At 61.1% G+C, this 20,210-nt stretch carries 14 protein-coding genes and 1 tRNA gene; 5 read left to right on the top strand and 10 right to left on the bottom strand.

Annotated elements, in window-relative coordinates; translation table 11 throughout:
- Positions 1-3: 3 nt before the first annotated feature.
- The 5 genes from IB244_RS09375 to IB244_RS09355 all read right to left on the bottom strand — a co-directional run bounded on the left by IB244_RS09375 (position 4) and on the right by IB244_RS09355 (position 5,251).
- Complete coding sequence (locus IB244_RS09375) at positions 4-975, bottom strand: ABC transporter permease (protein ID WP_018855303.1); 972 nt, start codon at positions 973-975, stop codon at positions 4-6.
- Positions 976-987: 12 nt separating this feature from the next.
- Positions 988-2,091, bottom strand: coding sequence for an ABC transporter permease (locus tag IB244_RS09370; RefSeq protein ID WP_018855302.1), 1,104 nt, complete (start codon positions 2,089-2,091; stop codon positions 988-990).
- A 7-nt stretch (positions 2,092-2,098) separates the two neighbouring features.
- Entirely contained in the window at positions 2,099-3,610 is a 1,512-nt protein-coding gene (locus tag IB244_RS09365) for an ABC transporter ATP-binding protein (RefSeq protein WP_025659799.1), read from the bottom strand.
- 68 nt (positions 3,611-3,678) lie between these two features.
- Positions 3,679-4,671: a BMP family protein gene (locus IB244_RS09360; protein WP_018855300.1), complete on the bottom strand. Its 993-nt coding sequence runs from the start codon at positions 4,669-4,671 to the stop codon at positions 3,679-3,681.
- 262 nt (positions 4,672-4,933) lie between these two features.
- Positions 4,934-5,251 (bottom strand): hypothetical protein, encoded by a 318-nt coding sequence (locus IB244_RS09355; protein WP_192304019.1) that lies wholly within the window; start codon positions 5,249-5,251, stop codon positions 4,934-4,936.
- Between the two features lie 229 nt (positions 5,252-5,480).
- Between IB244_RS09355 and IB244_RS09350 the strand changes: the two genes are divergently transcribed.
- Positions 5,481-5,570 (top strand) — tRNA-Ser (locus IB244_RS09350).
- Positions 5,571-5,825: 255 nt separating this feature from the next.
- On the opposite strand, the gene IB244_RS09345 is transcribed toward IB244_RS09350, so the two are convergent.
- Both IB244_RS09345 and IB244_RS09340 read right to left on the bottom strand, forming a co-directional pair.
- Positions 5,826-9,026: an efflux RND transporter permease subunit gene (locus IB244_RS09345; protein ID WP_192304017.1), complete on the bottom strand. Its 3,201-nt coding sequence runs from the start codon at positions 9,024-9,026 to the stop codon at positions 5,826-5,828.
- Positions 9,023-10,261: an efflux RND transporter periplasmic adaptor subunit gene (locus tag IB244_RS09340; protein WP_246734388.1), complete on the bottom strand. Its 1,239-nt coding sequence runs from the start codon at positions 10,259-10,261 to the stop codon at positions 9,023-9,025. Before IB244_RS09340 ends, IB244_RS09345 begins: the two co-directional genes overlap by 4 nt.
- A 546-nt stretch (positions 10,262-10,807) precedes the next feature.
- On the opposite strand from IB244_RS09340, the gene IB244_RS09335 reads away from it, so the two are divergent.
- The 3 genes from IB244_RS09335 (at position 10,808) to IB244_RS09325 (ending at position 15,312) form a co-directional block, all read left to right on the top strand.
- Positions 10,808-11,749, top strand: a complete 942-nt coding sequence (locus tag IB244_RS09335) for a helix-turn-helix domain-containing protein (RefSeq protein WP_018855296.1) — start codon at positions 10,808-10,810, stop codon at positions 11,747-11,749.
- A 112-nt stretch (positions 11,750-11,861) separates the two neighbouring features.
- Positions 11,862-13,271, top strand: a complete 1,410-nt coding sequence (locus tag IB244_RS09330) for an aldehyde dehydrogenase family protein (protein ID WP_192304015.1) — start codon at positions 11,862-11,864, stop codon at positions 13,269-13,271.
- 40 nt (positions 13,272-13,311) lie between these two features.
- Positions 13,312-15,312 (top strand): tyramine oxidase, encoded by a 2,001-nt coding sequence (locus IB244_RS09325; RefSeq protein WP_192304013.1) that lies wholly within the window; start codon positions 13,312-13,314, stop codon positions 15,310-15,312.
- A gap of 148 nt (positions 15,313-15,460) precedes the next feature.
- Here the strand turns inward: IB244_RS09325 and IB244_RS09320 are convergent, their stop codons facing one another.
- Positions 15,461-17,047 carry a DHA2 family efflux MFS transporter permease subunit gene (locus tag IB244_RS09320; RefSeq protein ID WP_169679454.1) on the bottom strand — a complete coding sequence of 529 codons (1,587 nt, stop codon included), beginning with the start codon at positions 17,045-17,047 and terminating at the stop codon, positions 15,461-15,463.
- Positions 17,044-18,159: an HlyD family secretion protein gene (locus tag IB244_RS09315; RefSeq protein ID WP_169679452.1), complete on the bottom strand. Its 1,116-nt coding sequence runs from the start codon at positions 18,157-18,159 to the stop codon at positions 17,044-17,046. Before IB244_RS09315 ends, IB244_RS09320 begins: the two co-directional genes overlap by 4 nt.
- 131 nt (positions 18,160-18,290) lie before the next feature.
- On the opposite strand from IB244_RS09315, the gene IB244_RS09310 reads away from it, so the two are divergent.
- The gene (locus IB244_RS09310) at positions 18,291-18,980 is read left to right on the top strand and encodes a CerR family C-terminal domain-containing protein (protein WP_113470499.1); all 690 of its coding nucleotides are present in this window, start codon (positions 18,291-18,293) and stop codon (positions 18,978-18,980) included.
- A gap of 121 nt (positions 18,981-19,101) precedes the next feature.
- Here the strand turns inward: IB244_RS09310 and IB244_RS32095 are convergent, their stop codons facing one another.
- Positions 19,102-19,887, bottom strand: a complete 786-nt coding sequence (locus IB244_RS32095) for a hypothetical protein (protein WP_246733556.1) — start codon at positions 19,885-19,887, stop codon at positions 19,102-19,104.
- Positions 19,888-20,210: the final 323 nt, after the last annotated feature.

Below are 20,210 nucleotides of genomic sequence, written 5' to 3'. Positions count from 1 at the left end.
TTCTCAGCGTTCCTTCGTATAGGGCACACCACCCGCTTTCGGCGGGATTGCCACGCCGATGAAGCCGGCGAGCAGGATGCAGGTCAGGATATAGGGCAATGCCTGGAAGATCTGTACCGGCACTTCGCCGATCAGCGGAACCTGCTTGCCCTGCATGAAGTTTGCCAGCGCATCGAGGAAGCCGAAGAGCAGGCAGGCGAACATGACGGGCACCGGTCTCCACTTCGCAAAGACCAGTGCCGCAAGTGCAATGTAGCCCTTACCGGCCGACATATCCTTGATGAAGGCAGCCGACTGCGCGATCGACAGATAGGTCCCCGAGAAGCCGCAGAGGATGCCGGCGCACATGACCGCGCGATAGCGCAGCCAGCCCACCGAAATGCCGGCCGTATCGACCGCGCCCGGATTTTCGCCGACGGCGCGCAGCCGCAGGCCGAAGCGGGTGCGATAGAGGATCCACCAAGAAAGCGGAACCGCAAGAAAAGCGAGGTAGGTCAGGATATTGTTGCCTGAGATCACGTTCGCGTAGAGCGGGCCAATGATCGGAACTTCACGGACGGCATCGGCGCCCGGCAGCACGATCGGCGCAAAGCGGGCTTCCTGAGTTAGCTGTGGCGTACGGCCGCCCTGGCCGAACCAGGCGCCCCCAAGGACGATTGTGATACCGGCGACGAAGAAGTTGATCGCAACGCCCGAGATGATCTGGTTGCCGCGATTGGTGATCGAGGCGAAGCCGTGGACGAGGCTGAGCGCCACGGAGCAAATGATGCCAGCACCGAGGCCGAGCCATGCCGAGTCCGTCAGGTAGGCGACGCAGGCTGCCGCAAAGGCAGAGCCGAGCATTTTACCCTCGAGGCCGATATCGAAGATGCCGGCGCGTTCGGAGAACAGACCAGCCAGCGCCGTGAAGATCAGCGGGATCGACAGACGGATCGTGGAGCTCAGAACGCTGATGAAGATGTCAAAATAATCCATCGTCCGTTCCCCTCACGCGGCCTTGAACTGTTGATAGACGCGAACCATCGCGGGGCGGAACATGTATTCGAGCGCACCGGCGAAGAGGATAACAAGACCCTGAATGACCAGGATCATTTCGCGCGTGATGTTGGGCATCTCGAAGGAGATCCAATCGCCACCCTGATAGAGGATGCCAAAGAGGATCGCCGAGAAGATGATCCCGACCGGATGATTTCTCCCCATCAGTGACACGGCGATGCCTACGAAACCGGCGCCGCCCACGAACTCGACCTGCAGGCGGGCCGAGGATCCCATGACCGGGTTCAACGCCATCATGCCGGCGAGCGCCCCTGACAGCAGCATCGCGGTCATGACGATGCGGGCGTACGGGATGCCGGCATAGGCCGCCGCGCTGTGGCTGACGCCAAGGGTGCGCATCTCGAAGCCGAGCTTGGTGCGCCAGATCAGCAGCCAGACGAAATAGGAGGCAACGAGGGCAATGAGGAAAGAGACGTTGAACGGTGCTGCGCCGAGCTTGGCACCGAACAGGTTCATCAACCAGCCGAGTTTCGGCAACTGGCCGCCTTCCAGGAAGGTGCGGGTTTCCGGCGCCATCTTGCCGGGGACGATCAGAACGTGCACCAGCAGATACACCATCAGCGCCGCGCCGATATAGTTGAACATGATGGTGGTGATGACGATGTGGCTGCCGCGCTTTGCCTGCAGGAAGGCGGGGATGAAGGCCCAGGCGGCGCCAAACAGGCCGGCACCCACCACGGCCACCGGCATGGTGACATACCAGGGGACATAGTGGTCGAGCGCCAGCGCAACCAACGCGCAGCCGAGACCGCCAAGATACGCTTGCCCTTCCGAACCGATGTTGAACAGGCCAGCATGAATGGCGACCGCAACGGAGAGGCCGGTGAAGATGAAGCTCGTCGCATAATAGAGCGTAAAACCAATGCCTTCGCCGCTGCCGAGTGCGCCCTCGATCAGCAGCGACAGGGCCGCAAGCGGGCTTTCGCCGATCAGCCAGACGACGAAGCCGGAGATCAGGAAGGCGACAAGCAGATTCAACAGCGGAATGAGGCCGTAGTTGATCCAATTTGGAAGTGGAACTGAAGCAGTGCTCATCAAGGCCTCACGCGGCAATGCCGGCCATCATCAGGCCGAGGGTCTGTTCACCGGCATCGGGCGTCTTCTCGCCGACGACATGGCCGGCAAACATGACAAGGATACGGTCTGAAAGGGCGCGGATTTCGTCGAGCTCGACGGAGACGAGCAGGATCGCCTTGCCTGCATCGCGCATCTCGATGATCCGGCGGTGGATGAATTCGATGGCGCCGATATCGACGCCGCGCGTCGGCTGGCCGATGATCAGCGCCGTCGGATCGCGCTCGATTTCGCGGGCGACGACGATCTTCTGCTGGTTGCCACCGGAGAAGTTCGCGGTCTTCAGCCGCGGGTTCGGCGGGCGGATGTCGTATTTTTCGATCTTCTCCATGGCGTCCCTACGGATCGCGTCGAGATCGAGCAGCGGGCCCTTGCTGTAGCCGGGATTGCGGTGGTAGCCGAGAACGGAATTCTCGTACTCCTCGAATTTCAGCACCAGCCCCATGTGATGCCGGTCCTCGGGGATGTGGGCTAGGCCGAGCTCGCGCAACCGCGCCGGATCGGCTTTGTCGATCGGCTGACCGTCGAGGAAGATCTCGCCGGAATGCGGCTTGCGGATGCCTGCTATCGCCTCCAGCAATTCGGACTGCCCATTGCCGGCGACGCCGGCAATGCCGACGATCTCGCCGGCACGGACGTCGAAGGATACGTTGTCGACCATGATGACGCCGCGGTTGTCCTTGACCGTGAGATTGCGAACCGACAGGATCACCTTACCCGGATTGGCTTCACCCTTCTGCACGCGCAGCAGGACACGGCGACCGACCATCAGTTCGGCAAGCTCCTCGACCGTGGTTTCGGAGGTCTTGCGGGTCGCCACCATCTCGCCGCGGCGCATGACCGACACCGTGTCGGTGATCGCCATAATCTCGCGCAGCTTGTGGGTGATCAGAATGACGGTCTTGCCCTGGTCGCGAAGGACGCGAAGGATCTTGAAAAGATGGTCCGCTTCAGCAGGTGTCAGCACGCCCGTCGGCTCGTCGAGGATCAGGATTTCGGCGCCGCGGTACATGGCCTTGAGGATCTCGACGCGTTGCTGTAGCCCGACCGGAAGCTCTTCGATCAGCGCATCCGGGTTCACTTCGAGGCCGTAGTCCTTCTCCAGGCGGCGCAGCTCGGCGCGCGCGGAAGAAACGCCCCTGGCGAGCAGCGCGCCGCCTTCGGCGCCAAGCATGACGTTCTCAAGCACGGTAAAATTATCGACCAGCATGAAGTGCTGGTGCACCATCCCGATCCCGGCTGCGATTGCAGCCTGGCTGTCCTTGATGGTGACGGGATTGCCGTTGACGCGGATCTCGCCGCTATCGGCATGGTAGAAACCATAGATGATCGACATCAAGGTCGATTTGCCGGCACCGTTTTCCCCGATGATGCCGTGAATCGTACCCTTGGCGACGGTAAGATTGATGTCCTTGTTGGCGTGAACGGCACCGAATTTCTTGTCGATGCCCACAAGTTCGATAGCGGGCGTGTCTGTCACAGCAGGCTCCAAATACGAAAAGGGCGTATGACGGAGCGACTCCGCCATACGCCCGTCTCAGTCACGGATCACTTCGGGCAAGCATTGTCCGTCGTGTAGTCGTGAACCTTGATGGTTCCCGCAATGATGCCTTCCTTGGCCTTGTCGAGCGCGGCCTGCATGTCAGGCGTGATCAGCGCCTTGTTGTTGTCGTCCATGGCGGCGGCAACGCCGTCTTCCTTGACGCCGAGCGCCAGGACGCCGGCCGTGAACTTGTCGCCCTTGACGTCGCTGAAGCCGTTGTAGACGGCAAGGTCGACGCGCTTGACCATCGAGGTCAGGACGGAGCCCGGATGCAGGTGGTTCTGGTTGCTGTCGACGCCGATCGAGAGCTTCTTGTTGTCAGCGGCCGTCTGCAACACGCCGAGGCCCGTCGCACCTGCTGCCGCGTAGATGACATCAGCGCCCTGATCGATCTGGTTCTTGGTGAGTTCACCACCACGGACCGGGTCGTTCCAGGCAGCGCCCGTCGTGCCGGTCATGTTCTGGAACACCTCGATATCGGATTTGACGGAGCGTGCGCCCTGCTCGTAGCCGCATTCGAACTTGCGGATCAGCGGGATGTCCATGCCGCCGACGAAGCCGACCTTGCCGGACTTCGATGCGAGGCCTGCGAGAGTGCCAACGAGGAAGGAGCCTTCTTCTTCCTTGTAAACGACCGAACGAACGTTTGGCTTGTCGACGACGGCGTCAACGATGACGAACTTCGTGTCGGGGAATTCAGCTGCGACCTTCTCGATGGCCGAGGTCCAGGCGAAGGAGACGGCAATAACCGGGTTGAAGCCACGGCTTGCGAAGTTGCGGATTGCCTGCTCGCCCTGCGTGTCACCGGTCGGCTCGAAGTCGCGATAGGCGATACCGGTTTCTTTCTTGAACTTCTCAGCGCCATTAAAGGCTGCTTCGTTAAAAGACTTATCGAACTTCCCGCCGGTGCCGTAAACGAGCGCCGGCTTGACGTCCGCGGCCAGCGCCGTCGTGGACATGGCAGCCACGGCCAGGAGAGTCAGAAGGGATTTTTTCATGAGTTGCAGCCCTATTGTTTCTATTTGTTTGGGTCCTCCCGCAAGCCTGTTTCAGGCATGTCTGCGGAACCACCGACCTCCCCCCGGAGGCCTGGCTGGGCGCATCCTTGCATGGCTCAAAAAAAAATTCACGAGAAATTTTTCGACTGGTAAAAATTTGCCGCAATTGCCAAAAATCAGCTCAGGCGGGCTGTTTTTTGCACAAAATCATCGTTGGGTTGCGATTTTTCTAGCCAACCCCGGAACTGGTCGACGCTATTTGTTATGCTGCAAATCGGCCAGCCGCAGGCGATCTCTTGTAGCCTGCCATCCACAACAGCAGCGACAACACCAGGAACACGGCGAATGCTGGCTGAAGCATCAGCCATTGGAAGGCAAGCGTGTAAAAGCGCGGGTGGATATAATAGGCGATGCTCGATTGCAGGCTTTCCAGCGAGGAGGGGCTGAGGTCCTGCCATGCGTCGCCCATGGGGGTAATGACCACGGAAGAGGCGGCAACGGACTGGATGGAATCGACCGCTCCGGCGATGACGGCAACGGCCAGCGCGACAAGACTCGTCAAACGTAAAAGGAAACGCATCGAACTCTCCGGCGATCAAACATGGCAGGCATTTTCCCGGCCAGCCGCGCCATTCGTCAACCTCTACAAAAGATAGTGATGGAGGGGTGGAGCTGCAATGGAGGGCGTTAGCGCACTTTTACCGGAAGAAGTCAAAAAACTGTTAGATTTGGGTTGATCGACAGAAATTCATCGGTATATATCGCGGCCGTTCCGACGATTTGCATCTTCGCCGATGCAGACCGCCAAAGGACAGGTGGCCGAGTGGTTGAAGGCGCACGCCTGGAACGCGTGTGTACGTGAAAGCGTACCGAGGGTTCGAATCCCTCTCTGTCCGCCAAATATCTTCTGAAGATACTTGTTTTTACTAGAATAGTTTCTTTGGCGTCCGTCAGGTCCGCCGTTCAGCCCGCGGCCGGTCCACGGCTGAGTTTGTCGCTACCTGCGTCGACAGAGCTGCCGCTTCGCTAATGCGGACAGAGCGCCTCGCTCCGTTGGAGCAAACGCGTCGCCCCCCGTTAACGTAGAATTCCAGCAGGGCAGAGGGCCACCCAGCGACCAGCGTTCATGGGCTGCCATCGGAATCAGCTATCTTCTAATCGCCGTCGGAGCCCGCCGAGGTAACCCTTGCCTCGGTTTCCGAGGAGGCGGTTGACGCCGGCGCTGGAGCTTTGCGACGCTTGAGGTATTCCTCGAAGCGCTGAAGAACGACATAGAAGGAAGGCACGAAGAGGACTGCAAGGCAGGTCGAGGCAAGCATGCCGCTGAACACGGAGATGCCGATCGACCGGCGCGCGTTGGCGCCCGCGCCTGTAGCAAGGACCAGCGGAAGCACCCCGAGGATGAAGGCGAAGGATGTCATCAAGATCGGGCGGAAGCGCAGGCGCGCCGCCTCCACGGCTGCTTCCAGGATTTCCATCCCCTGCATGCGTTGCTCGCGGGCATACTCAACGATCAGGATCGCGTTCTTGGAGGCGAGCGCAATCAGCAGGATAACGCCGATCTGGGTATAGAGGTTATTGGCAACGCCGATCGCCATGAGTGCGCCGACCGTACCAAGTAGCGCCAGAGGCACCGCCAGCAGCACAGCGAGGGGCAGGATCCAGCTTTCATATTGGCCGGCGAGCACGAAATAGACGAGCAGTATGGCGAGTGCGAAGACGAAGTAGATCTGCGAACCGACGGCCTTTTCCTGGTAGGACATTGCCGTCCAGTCGAAGCCAGCGGTCGGTGGCAGTGTATTGCTGGCGATCTGCTCCATCACATCGAGCGCCTGGCCGGAGCTAAACCCCGTCGCCGCCCCGCCAACGATCGTGGCGCTGGGATAGAGGTTGTAGAGACTGATCAGGGACGGGCCCTGCATGGGAGTGACGTCGACCACGGTTCCTAGCGGCACCATGGTGCCGTTGCCCGCCTTGACCATCAGCCTGCGGATGTCCTCAGGGCTGACCCGCGCGTCGGGCGAGGCCTGCACATAGACCTGGAAGGTGCGACCGAATTTGCTGAACTGCGTCACATAGCTGGAGCCCACATAGCCGGAAAGCGCGGAGAAGACCTGGCCGACTTCAATGCCAAGGGTCTCGGCCTTGATCCGATCAACGGTGACCGCCAATTGCGGCACGCCTGCGCGGAAGCTGGTGCTCAGCCGTTGTAGAGCGGACTGGCTGTTGCCGTTGCTGACGATGCTGTTGGCCAGAGATTCGAGGAGGGGGTAGTCGAAATCGCCATTGCGGATCTCCACCTGCATGGTGAAGCCGCTGGCATTGCCGATGCCCTGGATGGGGGGCGGCACGAGCACAAGTGTATTGGCGTTGAGCACCTCCTTCAGCGCGCCGTTCAGATGCTCGTAGATCGACAGTAGGTCCTGCCCCCTCTCCTTCTCGCGCGCGCCCCAATCCTTCAGTACGACATAGACAACGCCTGCGTTCGGCAGGCTGGCATTGTTATCGAGCACCGAAATGCCGCTGATGGTCAGTACGTTTTCGACCCCCGGTGTCGCCGCGGCGATCGTGCCGACCTGTTGCATGACTTGATCGGTCCGCTCCTTGGAGGCTCCGTCGGGCAACTGAGCGCCGATGAGCACATAGCCCTGATCCTCGACCGGCAGGAAGGCGGTCGGCAGGCGGGCCAGACCCCAGCCAGCCACCGCGATTAGCGCGAGCGCTATCACGACCATCAGGCCGCTGCGGTGCACCATCCGGCCGATCAGGCCGGCGTAACGGCGCTCGATCGGATCGTAGGCGCGGTTGAAGGCCCGGTAGAGGAAGTTGCGCTGTTCCGGCGGGACGGGTGGCCGCAGCCAAAGGGCACACTGCGTCGGCTTCAGCGTCATGGCGTTGATGGCGCTGATCAGGGCGGTGGCGGCAATTACAAGGGCGAATTGCCGATAGAGCTGCCCGGTTAGACCCGGCAGGAACGCTGCGGGAATGAAGACCGACATCAGCACCAGCGTGATGCCGATCACCGGCCCTAACAACTCATCCATCGCTTTCTCGGCGGCTTCGCGACCCGGCAGGCCCCTCTCGACGTGGCGAGCGACGCCTTCGACGATAACGATGGCGTCGTCGACGACGATGCCGATGGCAAGGACGATGGCAAAGAGGGTCGACAGATTGACGGTGAAGCCGAGGGCGGCCATGGCCGCGAAGGCGCCGATGATCGTCACCGGCACCGTGGTTGCCGGCACAAGCGTCGCCCGCCAGTCCTGCAGGAAAACGAGAATGACGATCAGCACCAGAACACCCGCCTCGATAAGCGTCTTGTAGACTTCGTCGATCGAGGCAGTGACGAACTTTGTGGTGTCGAAGGGCATCTGGTATTGCAATCCCGGCGGAAAGCTCTTGGAGAGCTCGGCCATCTTGACGCCCACCTCCTGGGCGACGGTAAGAGCATTGGCTTCCGGCAGCTGGAATATGCCGATGCCGGTCGCGGGATGACCGTTCTGCATGAAGGTCTGGCTGTAGGTCTGGGCACCCAGCTCGACCCGACCGATGTCCCGGATGCGCGTAATGCGGCCACCGTTCTCGGCATCGACCTTGACGATGATGTTTTCGAAGTCGGGCGCCTCGCTGAGGCGGCCATTGACGTTCAGCGTGTATTGGAAATCCTGGCCGGTCGGCACCGGCGGTATGCCGATCTGGCCGGCCGTCACCTCCTGGCTCTGTTGCTGCACGACGGAGATCACGTCGTTCGGCGTCAGGCCCCGTGCCTGCAGAAGATTGGGATCCATCCAGATGCGCATCGCGTACTGGCCCGCGCCGAAAACCGTGACGCTGCCGACGCCCGGTAGACGCGAGAGCTCGCTTTGCAGGTTGATGACCGCATAGTTGGAGAGGAAGAGACTGTCGAAGCGGTTGTCCGGCGAGGTCAGAGTGACGAAGCCGAGGATGGACGTCGATTTCTTCTGCGTGGTTACACCCTGCAGCTGCACGGCCTGCGGCAGCGACGACATGGCGATTGCCACGCGGTTTTGGACGAGCACCTGCGCCTGGTCTGGATCGGTGCCGATGGCAAAGGTGACGTTCAACGAGTAGGTGCCGTCGCTGGCGCTCGTCGATTGCATGTAGATCATGTCTTGAACGCCGTTCACCTGCTGCTCGATCGGCAATGCGACGGTATCGACGAGCGTCTTGGCGCTGGCGCCGGGATAGCGCGTCGTCACCGATACGGTCGGCGGAACGACGTTCGGATATTGCGCGACGGGCAGCTGGATCAACGCCACGGCGCCGATCAGCACCATGACCAGAGCGAGAACGTTGGCCAGTACCGGCCGCTCGATGAAAAAGCGCGAGATCATGGCTTGGCTGCTTCCGCAGCAGAGGGTGCAGGCGTATCGGTCCGGGGCACGACTGTTGCATGGGGAGCAGAGGTTGCGTCCTCGCCGGGATCCAGTTTGACCTTCTCCGGCGCGACTTTCGCGCCTGGAATTGCCCGCTGAATACCTTCGGCGACCACCCAGTCACCGGGATCGAGACCCTCCTCGATCACCCGTAATCTTCCCTGCCGCTGGCCAGTCTTGACTTGGCGTTGCTCGATGACGTCATCCTTGCCGAGAACCAGCACGTAGCTGCCCTGCTGGTTGGAACCGATCGATTCGTCGCGGACGTATATGCCGCCGTCGCGATGGCCGACCGGGACCCGCACGCGGGCGAAAAAGCCAGGCAGCAGGGCGCGGTCCTTGTTGTCGAGCAAGCCGCGGACCTGCAGCGTACCCGTCGAGGCATCGACCTGTGGCGCCGCATAATCAAGGCGACCCTTATGCGGATAGCCGTCTTCGCCCTGCAGGCCGATCTCGACAGGAATATTCGGAAGGTCGACTTCGCGGAATGTCTTGCCCTGCCGTGCCAAATCCTGCTTGATCGCCAGGACCTGCGGTTCGCTGACGTTGAAATAGACATAAATCGGATCTAGCTGGACGATCGTGGCAAGCTTGGTCGGTCCGGCAACGCCGACAAGCGCGCCGACATCCACGAGATGAGCGCTCACCACGCCGTCGAAAGGCGCCAGAACACGGGTATAGCCGAGATTGATCTCCGCCAGTTGCAGGCTCGCCTGGGCGTTGAGGATGTTCGCGTTCGCTTCATCATAGGCGGCCGTCGCGCTGTCCACATTGGTCTGGGTGGTGGCCTGCTGCTTTATGAGCGCCAGCTGTCGTTGGTACTCCTGCTGACGCCCGACCTGGGAGGCTTTCGCGGAAGTCAGCGATGCCTGCGCCTGATCGCGCTGCGCCGTATAGGTATTGCTCTGGATCGAGAAGAGCTGATCACCCTGTTTGACCGACGCGCCATCACGGTAGTCGATCGTGTCGAGGAACCCTTGGACGCGTGCCTCGATGTCGACGCTGTTAAAGGCAGCGGTATTGCCGGTCAGCTCGAAATAGGTGGTTACCGGCTGCACCAGTGGCTGGGCCACATGGACCACCGGCGGTGGTGGCGGAACGTATTCGTTCTTGCTGCCGTCACACGCGGATAGTGCTGCCGTTGCAGCAAGCGTGATCGATAATTGTAGGCTTCGATACAATTTACCACGCATTTTGCCGCCTCAACCGCTTCAACGCCTCAGCTGTAATGCACGTGCGCCTCGCCTATGAACGACCCGTATCTCCCCCGGCGAAGTAGACACTAATATTCCTGTAGATCGCTGAAGTTGCAATAGCTTAAACACGGCGGCTGCTTAGGCGTGCCCAGGAGTGCTGCCAGCCGGTTGCACTGCCGTCTCGCCTGGCCACCGTGTCCACCCAAAAGAGGCCATCCAGTCCCGACACGATCGAAGGGGGTGAAAGTGGGAGAGTCGCGGCCGTACCCAAGGGTGAGCATCAATCACATTCGAAAGCCGGCTCCAGTAGAAAGTACTTGCATCAACCGACCGGTCAGTCAATTATGGGCCGTACGCGGGAGGAAATCCGCATCGAGACTATGTTCTACCGTCACCGGGCGCCGCTGGAAGCGGCATTGCCGGCCGCTTGGGCGTGGCTTCTGGCGGAGATGGCCGGCAGGGGGTGGAGGCATATCCAGCGCCCGCGACGGGTAACGTGATACGATCCCATGCAAGCCATCTGCAAAGGCCAGGGAGGGCATGATGCAGTCACTGATAACACCAGTCCATAAACCGGTTCCGGTGGAAATTCTGCAGGCGGAGCTGCGCAAGGTTTGCGGTGCCTTCGATCTCGAGCCGATGGGCCGCGACGGTACCATGGCCGGTGATGTTGCGAGCCGCCGCATCGGCTACTTCGAGACGGCCGTGGTCGGGCTCGACGCGCGCCATGTCAGCCGCAGCACCCGCTCGATCCGGCAGGACCCAGGCGAGCATCTCTTCCTTCTGATCCAGGACGAGGGCCACTGCCGCGTCGAGCAGAGCGAAAAGACGGCCACACTTTTGCCCGGCGATATGTTCCTTGTCGATTCCGTACTGCCGTCCTCCTTTGTCTATGACGGCGTACGCTCCAGCCAGGTGTCGCTGCACATGCCGCGCCACGAAATGCTGCACCGCTTTGGCAAGGAATGCACCGGTGGCGTCGCGATCAGCCGCGACGACCCGCTGTGGGTCGCCATGCGCGCGGTGCTGACGAAAATGCTCGCCGAGCCGGGCGCGACGACGCAGCTCGGCGAAGCCTTCTTCTGCCTGATGGGCGCGTATCTCCAGGGTATCCGGACCCAGGAGAAAGCGCGGCCGGCCGAAACGCTGCTGTCGCGGGCGCTCGCCCTGATCGATCGCCACTGCGCCGATCCTGGTTTCGGCCCGAGCGAACTTGCCCGCCGCCTCAATGTCTCCGAACGCATGCTGCAGCGGCATTTCCAGACGCTCGGCGAGACGCCCGGCCACCGGCTGCTCGGTCGCCGGCTGGAGCTTGCGCGTGCGCGCCTTGGCGCGCCGCAGCAAGGCCAGGGCGGGCAGGGGATCGCGGGCATCGCCTTCGATGCCGGCTTTAACGACCTTTCCTACTTCTACCGCGAGTTCCGCAAAAAATACGGCATCACGCCGGGCGCAGTTGTCCGCAGCCCTGTCGAGCGCTGCCATTGACGGATTTGTCCAATGCGCTGGACGGCCCCGTCCAAGTGGGGCTCGAGCACTTCGTATAGGCTATCCCGCCAATAGTCCTGCATGAGGTGGGGCTTGAAGGGAGGAGGCGATCATGACGCTGCACAGCGCGACGATCAACGGTAAGCCGGTCAACGGCCAAAAGACTTTCAGCGTATTGAACCCGGCGACGGGCGAGGAAGTGGGTCGCGCGCCGAACATGGGTGCGGCCGAGCTTGACGCCGCCGTCGCCGCCGCCAAGGCCGCGTTTCCGGCCTGGTCGGTCAAGAGCGACGAAGAATTGCAGGCCGCCTGTGCCGCCGTCACCGCCCGCATCGAAGCGCATGCCGGAGAACTCGCGGAACTTCTGACCCGCGAACAGGGCAAGCCGCTGAACGGCCTGGGCTCGCGCTGGGAACTCGGCGGCACGGTTGCTTGGGCCGGCTACACGACCGGGCTTTCGCTGCCCGTCAAGGTGCTTCAGGACAACGAGCAGGGCCGCGTGGAGCTGCACCGCAAGCCCCTCGGTGTCGTGGGGTCCATCACGCCATGGAACTTCCCTGTCATGATCGCGATCTGGCATATCATGCCGGCGCTGCGCACCGGCAACACGGTGGTTGTCAAGCCGTCGCCGCTGACCCCACTTTCGACGCTGCGCCTCGTCGAGATCATGAACGAAGTGCTGCCGGCCGGCGTGCTCAACGTCGTTACCGGCGACGATACGGGCGAATTCAACCTCGGCGGCGCCATGGCAGCCCATTCGGACATCCGCAAAGTCGTCTTCACCGGCTCCTGCGCCACCGGCCAGAAGGTCATGCGCTCGGCTGCCGAAACGATGAAGCGCCTGACGCTGGAACTTGGCGGCAACGACGCCGGCATCGTGCTGCCGGACGCCGATCCGGCGGCAATCGCCGAAGGTCTGTTCTGGGGCGCCTTCATCAACAACGGCCAGACCTGCGCCGCCATGAAGCGCCTCTATGTGCATGAGTCCATCCACGACGCCGTCTGCGAGGCGCTGGTCGCCTATGCGAAGAATATCCCGGTCGGTAACGGCCTTGAAGAAACGAGCGTTCTCGGGCCGATCCAGAACCGCATGCAGTTCGACAAGGTGAGCCGCCTCGTCGCCGACGCCAAGGGCCGCGGCAAGGTGCTGCTCGGCGGTGAAGCGGGCGAGGGCCTGTTCTTCCCGCCGACCATCGTCTCGGGCCTTTCGAACGGCGATGCGCTGGTCGACGAGGAGCAGTTCGGCCCGGCGCTGCCGGTGATCAAGTATTCGGACATCGAGGATGCGATCCGTATGGCCAATGACAGCCCGAACGGCCTCGGCGGCTCGGTCTGGTCCTCCGACCTCACCGCCGCCAAGAAGGTCGCGGCTCGCATGGAATGCGGTTCGGTCTGGATCAACAAGCATGGCGCAATCCAGCCGAACGCGCCCTTCGGCGGCGTCAAGGCCTCCGGCTTCGGCGTCGAGTTCGCCGTAGAGGGGCTAGAGGAATACACGGACATCCAGGTGGTGTTCGCTTGAGCATGCAAGTCCTGAGATAACAAGGGAGGAGATTATGACAATGAAGCGATATCTGGCTTCGGCCAGCCTCGTGCTGGCGCTTGGCGCACCCGCTGCCTTCGCCCATCCGCTGGATGGCCTGACGGCGGAGGAATACCAGAAGATCAACAAGATCCTGCGCGACGAGAAGGTGGTGGACGACAATACGCTCTACCCGCTGATCGAGCTTAAGGAGCCGGCCAAGGCCGACGTGCTTTCCTGGAAGGACGGCGACAAGCCGCTCGACCGCGAGGCGAAGGTACAGCTGACGAGCCCGCAGGGCTTCAAGGAAGCCGTCGTCAACATCACCACCGGCAAGGTCGAAAGCACGACGCCGATCAAGGGCCAGCCGATGGTCCTCTTCACCGAATTCATGGACGCGCTGGCCGGCGCGCTGCAGAATCCGGACATGGTGGCGGGCCTGAAGAAGCGCGGCCTGACGCCGGAGCAGGCCTTCTGCCTGCCCCTGACGGCCGGCAACTTCTTCACCGAGGAATACAAGAATTCCCGCCTGATGAAGGTGCCCTGCTATCGTGTGCCGGATGGCTCCAACTACTACGCAAAGCCGATTGAAGGTCTCTTCGCCGTCTACGACATCGGCAAGAAGAAAGTGCTGAAGGTCATAGACAACGGTGCCATCGAAGGCCCGAAGGACAATTGGGGCTATACCGAGAAGGAAGTGGAGGCTCGCGAGCCGCTGCGCCCGAAGATGAACATGGCCACGCTTTCCCAGGAAGGCGGCCCGAACTACAAGATCACAGGCAGTCATCTCGAATGGGACCTGTGGCGCTTCAACTTCCGCGTCGACAAGCGTCCGGGCCTGGTGCTTTCCAACCTCGACGTCAAGGACGGCGACAAGTGGCGTTCGGTCATCTACCAGTCGCACCTGTCGGAAGTCTTCGTGCCCTACATGGACCCGACCGAAGGCTGGTACTGGCGCACCTACATGGATAGCGGAGAATACGGTTTCGGCCTGTTCCTGAGCCCGCTGCGCGCCGGCGTCGACTGCCCGAGCTACGCTACCTTCCTGCCGGCGACGATTGCCGACGACAAGGGCAATCCACTGACGATCCCGGATGCGATCTGCGTCTTCGAGCGCTCGATCGGTGATCCGGCCTGGCGTCACTTCGAGGTCTTCGCCCAGACGCCCGAAAAGCCGCTTCCGGCTGAAGGCCGCCCGGCCACCGAGCTGGTCGTGCGTACGGCTTCTGAAGTGGGCAACTACGACTACCTGATGGACTATCGCCTGCAGCAGGACGGCCAGATCCGCATCATGATCGGCGCAACCGGCCTTGATGCGGTGAAGGGTGTCGCATCGACCTCGATGAACGATCCGACCGCCGCTGCGGACACCGCCCACGGCACGCTGATCGCGCCCAACCTTGTGGCCGCCAACCACGACCACTACTTCAACTTCCGCATCGACTTCGACGTCGACCAGCCGGCCAACCACTTCGGCACCATGGACATCGTTCCCTCCAAGGTCGACCCGAAGAACCCGCGCCGGTCGATGTGGGAAGTGCAACACACCATGCCGAAGACGGAGATGGAAGCTCGCTATCAGCTCTCGGCGATGAAGCCGCGCTATTTCATGATCTCCGATCCGTCCCGCGAAGGCTATCTCGGCCAGGAACCGGGCTGGATGGTCCATCACGGCGACGTGGCCTACGGTCCCTTCGATTTCGCCAAGGACCCGCCGATGAAGCGCAATGCCTACATCGAGTACTCGGTTTGGAATACGGTCTACAATGCGGACCAGCAGTATGCAGGCGGCAAGTTTGCCATGCAGAGCGACGGCTCCGACACACTGCCGGAATGGGTGAAGGCGAATAAGCCTCTGATGGGCAAGGATGTCGTGACCTGGTTCACTGCAGGCTTCCACCACATCCCGCGCATGGAAGACTGGCCGGTCATGTCAACCGAGTGGAAGACCATCCACATCGAGCCGCACAACTTCTTCGCCCACAACCCGGCGCTGACGATCCGCGACGTTCCGCCTGCGATCCAGAACGCCCAACAGTAAGCGAACATACGATGACGAAGGGGCGCCCACTGGGCGCCCCTTTTCCTCTGCCTTGCCCATTCACCGAGTACGATCCTTGTGATGGATCGAACCGCAGTCTTGAGCTTGCCAATCGGCGCGACACTGCGATGTCGCGCGCATGACATATTCAGTGTCCAGCGACGAGCCCCGCCGCAGCGGTCTTCTTGGGTTGCCGCAGCAGCAAGACGACAGGCGTCATCGCGATGATCATAACGCCCATCAGCCAGAAGCAATCGCTATAGGTCATAACGAGCGCGTTGCGTTCGATGAGGCTCGACAGCTGCGATATTGCGCGAAGCTTCGCCGTGGCCGCATCGATGCCTTGGCTGACCCCGCTCACTGCAAGGCGCGCTTGGCCGGCGATCGAATTTGCCGTGAGCGCCTCGCGTATGGTGTCCGAATGGGCAGCGCTGCGCTGGTCGATGACGACGCCGCTCAAGGCAAGACCCATCGAGCCCCCGAGATTGCGGGCCATGCTGTAGATACCCGCGCCGTCGGCCGCATTTTCGCGTCCGATAGCGGCCATGGAGACCTGGTTGAGCGGCATCGCAGCCAGGATCTGTCCCACGCCCCGCAGCAATTGCGAGATGGTGAAATCACCTCCGGCGCTATCCGGACTAAGCCCGATGTCGACGAAGCAGCTTGCCGCGAAGAAGACCAGGCCGAGCGCGACCATGATCCGCGCGTCGAAACGGCCGACGACACGGGGAAGGATCGGAACGAGCAACAGCACTGGAACTGCGGACAAAGCCATGATGCCGCCCGCCTGTCTTGGATTGTATCCTGCGATCGTGCTCAGGAACTGCGGAAGGATGAAGGTCGCGCCGTAGGTGGCTGCCCCCACGGCGAGGGCGATCAGCGTAGCGCTGGCGAAGGCACCGTTCCGGAGCAGCGAGAGCTTGATGACCGGGTCGACACTGGTCTTCTGGGTCACGAACAGCACGACGAACCCGAGGAGCGAGGCGAGGCTCAGCTGCACGATCATCGGAGACTCGAACCAGGCCTCGCGTTGCCCCTCTTCGAACACGACCGTCAGGCAGCTGAACGCCAACGTCATGCCCGCGATTCCCCACCAATCCGCCTTGGCCAACAGCCCAAGGTTTGGACTTTGGCGCGGCAGGCCGACAAGCAGCAGAACAGCGAGCGCGATGCCGACAGGCAAATTGAGGAAGAAGCACCATCTCCAGGTGATCTCTTCGGCGAGATATCCTCCGAGCACCGGTCCGAGGATCGGCCCGATGAGCACGATGACGCCGAAGATGCTCATTCCGACAGGCATCTGGTGGGGCGGCAGCCGGGTTCTGACGATGACCTGCGCGGTCGGTATCAAGGCGCCGCCGAAAAATCCTTGCCCGACGCGCCCGATGATCATCGCGAGCAGGCTGTCGGACAGGCCGCAGAACATGGAGAATAGAACGAATGCCGTGGTCGTCACCAGAAGCAATGTTCGCAGCCCCAACAGACGCGTGAACCATGCGGTCAGGGGGATCATGATGACCTCGGCAACGAGGTATCCCGTGCCTATCCAGGTCCCCTCTGTGCCGCTGGCTCCGATGGCTCCCTGGATTTGCGGCAGCGCGGTGTTGGTGATCGAGATGTCGAGCGTGGCCATCAGCGCGCCGATCGCGCCGGCGACGACGGCGACCCAGTCGGTGAGGCTCGCGGCATCCGGCTGAGGCGCAGCCGCCTGGACCGATATCGATTGCGCGCTCATTGCACCGACGCCACCTTGTCGAAGGTCGAAACCTTGGTGTTGACCGAGACTTCAATGGAGAGGCCGGGCAGCAGCGGCGGCATCTTCTGTCCCGTCTCCAGCTTGATGCGGACCGGAACACGCTGGACGATCTTTGTGAAGTTGCCCGTCGCGTTCTCCGGAGGCAGCAGGGCGAATTGCGCGCCTGTTCCCGGCGCGAAGCTGTCGACGACACCTGTGACCTTGAAATTGGGATAGGCGTCGATCGTGATCGTGGCGGGTTGCCCTGCTCGCATGTCCCCGATCTGCGTTTCTTTGAAGTTGGCCACAAGGTAGATGTCGTCGGTTGGAACGACCGTCATCAGCTGCGTGCCCGGCTGGACGAACTGTCCGACCTGGACCGTGCGATCGCCGATCCTGCCGGAGATCGCACTACGAAGCACCGTGTCGTCGAGATCAATTTCTGCCTTGCCGAGGCTCTCTTGGGCGGCAACCAGTTGCGCATGGGCCTGTTCGACCTGCGCCTTCAGGGCGGTCGTCTGCTGCCGGGCCGCAGCAAGGACAGCCTGCTTCAGACGAACAACGGATTTCGCCTGTTCGAGCGCGCTCCTCGCCTGCTCGCCCTTGTGCTGGCTCTCGATGCCGCGGGCGGCGAGGGGCGACGTCCGGTCGAAGTCCTTCTGGGCGAGTTCGGCATTCTCGGTCGCGTTTTCGAGGTCGGCCGCAGCCTGTGCAATCACAGAGTCCTGCTGCTTGATGTCGGCCTCGCTCTTGGCGACGTCCGCCTGGCGGGCGTTGACGGTGGCCTTGGCCTCGCGGACCGCCATTTCGTAGCGGCGGGGATCGATCTTGACGAGCGGCTGGCCCGCCGTGACCGTCTGGTTATCGGAGACATATACCTCCGCGATCTGCCCGGAAAGCACGGGGGCCATCGAGACCTGATCGGCGCGAAGATAAGCATTGTCGGTGCTCTCGATAAAGCGTCCGTTCTTATGCCAGTCGTAGCCATAATAACCGCCGCCGATGGCGACAATGGCTCCAATGGTGGCCAGCGCATATCGCGCGCGGCTGCGCTTCGTTTGTATTTTTGCTTCCGGCAAGGAAGCGGTTTTTGGGGAGACAATAGCGTCCATGGTCAAGTCGCTTGGTGTTCGTTGAATTGCGTGAATTATTACACGCGTAATAATTCTGTCAACTGGAAGAATTTTTACAGATGGAATAAATTTTATCGTCATGGTATTGTCCGCTGGACAAGGAGTGATTGATGACGAGTTTGAGACGACGCAATGCCGAGAGCGGCTACCCAAGGGGTGACGAAACCAAGGCGAGGATCATCAAGACGGCAATCTCGTTGTTCGGTGAGAACGGATTTGCTGGCGTTTCCGCCCGGGAGATCGCCAGCGCGGCAGGCGTGCCGGCACCGTCCTTGCAGTATTATTTTGAGAACAAGGAAGGTCTTTACGAGGCCTGCATCGCGGACATTCATGCCTCCGCTTGGGAAGCTATCGGACCTGTCACGTGTGAGGTCGAGGAACTCCTCACGGCCAAAGCGGACGCGGACAAGGTCATCGACGGTTATTGCAGAATTCTGGAGGCTCTCGCGGATTTTCTGTTCGCGATGCCGGATGCGGCCAGCCGCGCGTTGTTCGTGGCCCAGCATCGTTCGCCGTCAAATTCGCCGACCAGTAAATCGAGCGGCAAAAGTGCCACGGGCAGGCGAATTCAGGAGTGTTGCGCTGCCATCGTCGCTCGCGTCTCCAGAAATCGTCTAACCGACGAGGAGATCGGCATGGTGTGTACCACGATCAACGGGCAGCTGATTATCGTCCATCTTGCTCGGGAGCATGTGGAAGACATGATGGGCTGGCAGGAGATCACACCCGAGAGGATCGAGGCCCTGAAATCGGTCGTGAGAAAACACACAACCGTCATCCTGAATTCCTATCGATCATGACGTCTTGAGGGAACCTGGGCACGGACACGGCGGGGCAAGCGTACACGCCAATCTTCCATTTGCTCGTCCCCGTTCTGGGTCACCAGAATAAGCCCCTTCGACCTCAAGCAGTGCTCTGAGTTCACGGCGCAACATCGGACCCGTCGCTCCCTTGAGGCGAGGAAGGGGAGAGCCACCAATAATTGGCTGCCAACAGGGCTACAAATGCCAGAACGCTTAAGACAATGTCGATGACGTTCAAGTCAGGCTTGAGCATTTTGCGGGCCACGACAAACGCGAGCAGCTCCAGTATCGCCCTGAGGTCGTGAGTGACGAGCGTGCGGACGAGTTCTATGGCGATCACCAGCAACAACACCCGATAGATCAACTCATAGAATGTGTCCGTCTGCCCCCAACTCATCGCTAAAAGAGTCTGCGCGCTGCTCAGGCCAAAAACGGCGACCCCGCCAAGGATCACCAGCGCCAGGATGCGCTCTAGCCAGGTCGCTATCGTCTTGAAGCTGTTCGATATGCGATCGTTCGCGTCCATCGTTGAAGCATCCTCTTGTCGGTGCAGCAGTCGCGAGACCTGGAAGCCCGTCACGATCAGCGTCACGGCGGCCGCCTCCGACCAGGTGCCAATGCCGGTTTCCGGATCGGGCGTAATATTGCTGGAATAGATGGTGCCGAATGGGGTCGGCAGGGCGAAACTGCCAGCGAAGGAACGGCCGCTCGGTTGCGTATGACAGGCTGTACAGTTGCCGACCGCGGCCAGCATCGCGCCCTTGTGGATTAGCGCCTGATCGAAGGATGTGCGATCCGGCGGCCTGATCGGCGCTATCGCGGATTTCCAGGCAATTGCAAAGAAACCGGCACAGGCAACGATCACAACACCCAGCAGGCCGAATAGGAAATGTTTCAATCTCACTTAATGCTCCTCGGCTCCCCTGATGGCAGAAAGCGCAGCCACAGGAAAAAGCCCATCTTCAGGATAAGATGATGAAAACATTCATGATATTGTATCTTTCAGGGGATATATGTCGCGCTTGACATCCGTCAATTCACGCGTGTGTGACCGCTCAGATACGTGAAACTGCGTGAAATCGCGTGGTGAGTATTATCCTGAAAACATCTGAGCGCCGGCTCGGGTATGCTCTCCAATTCCATGCAAGCCGAAGTACAATTCGCTCCTTCGTGGAGCTTCCCTAATTGATTTTCGCGGTTGTCCGCGACCTCACGGCACAACAGTCA

Source organism: Rhizobium sp. RHZ02, from assembly GCF_014851575.1.
Classification (GTDB): Bacteria; Pseudomonadota; Alphaproteobacteria; order Rhizobiales; family Rhizobiaceae; genus Rhizobium; species Rhizobium altiplani.
This window is presented reverse-complemented; position numbering and strand designations above follow the sequence as displayed.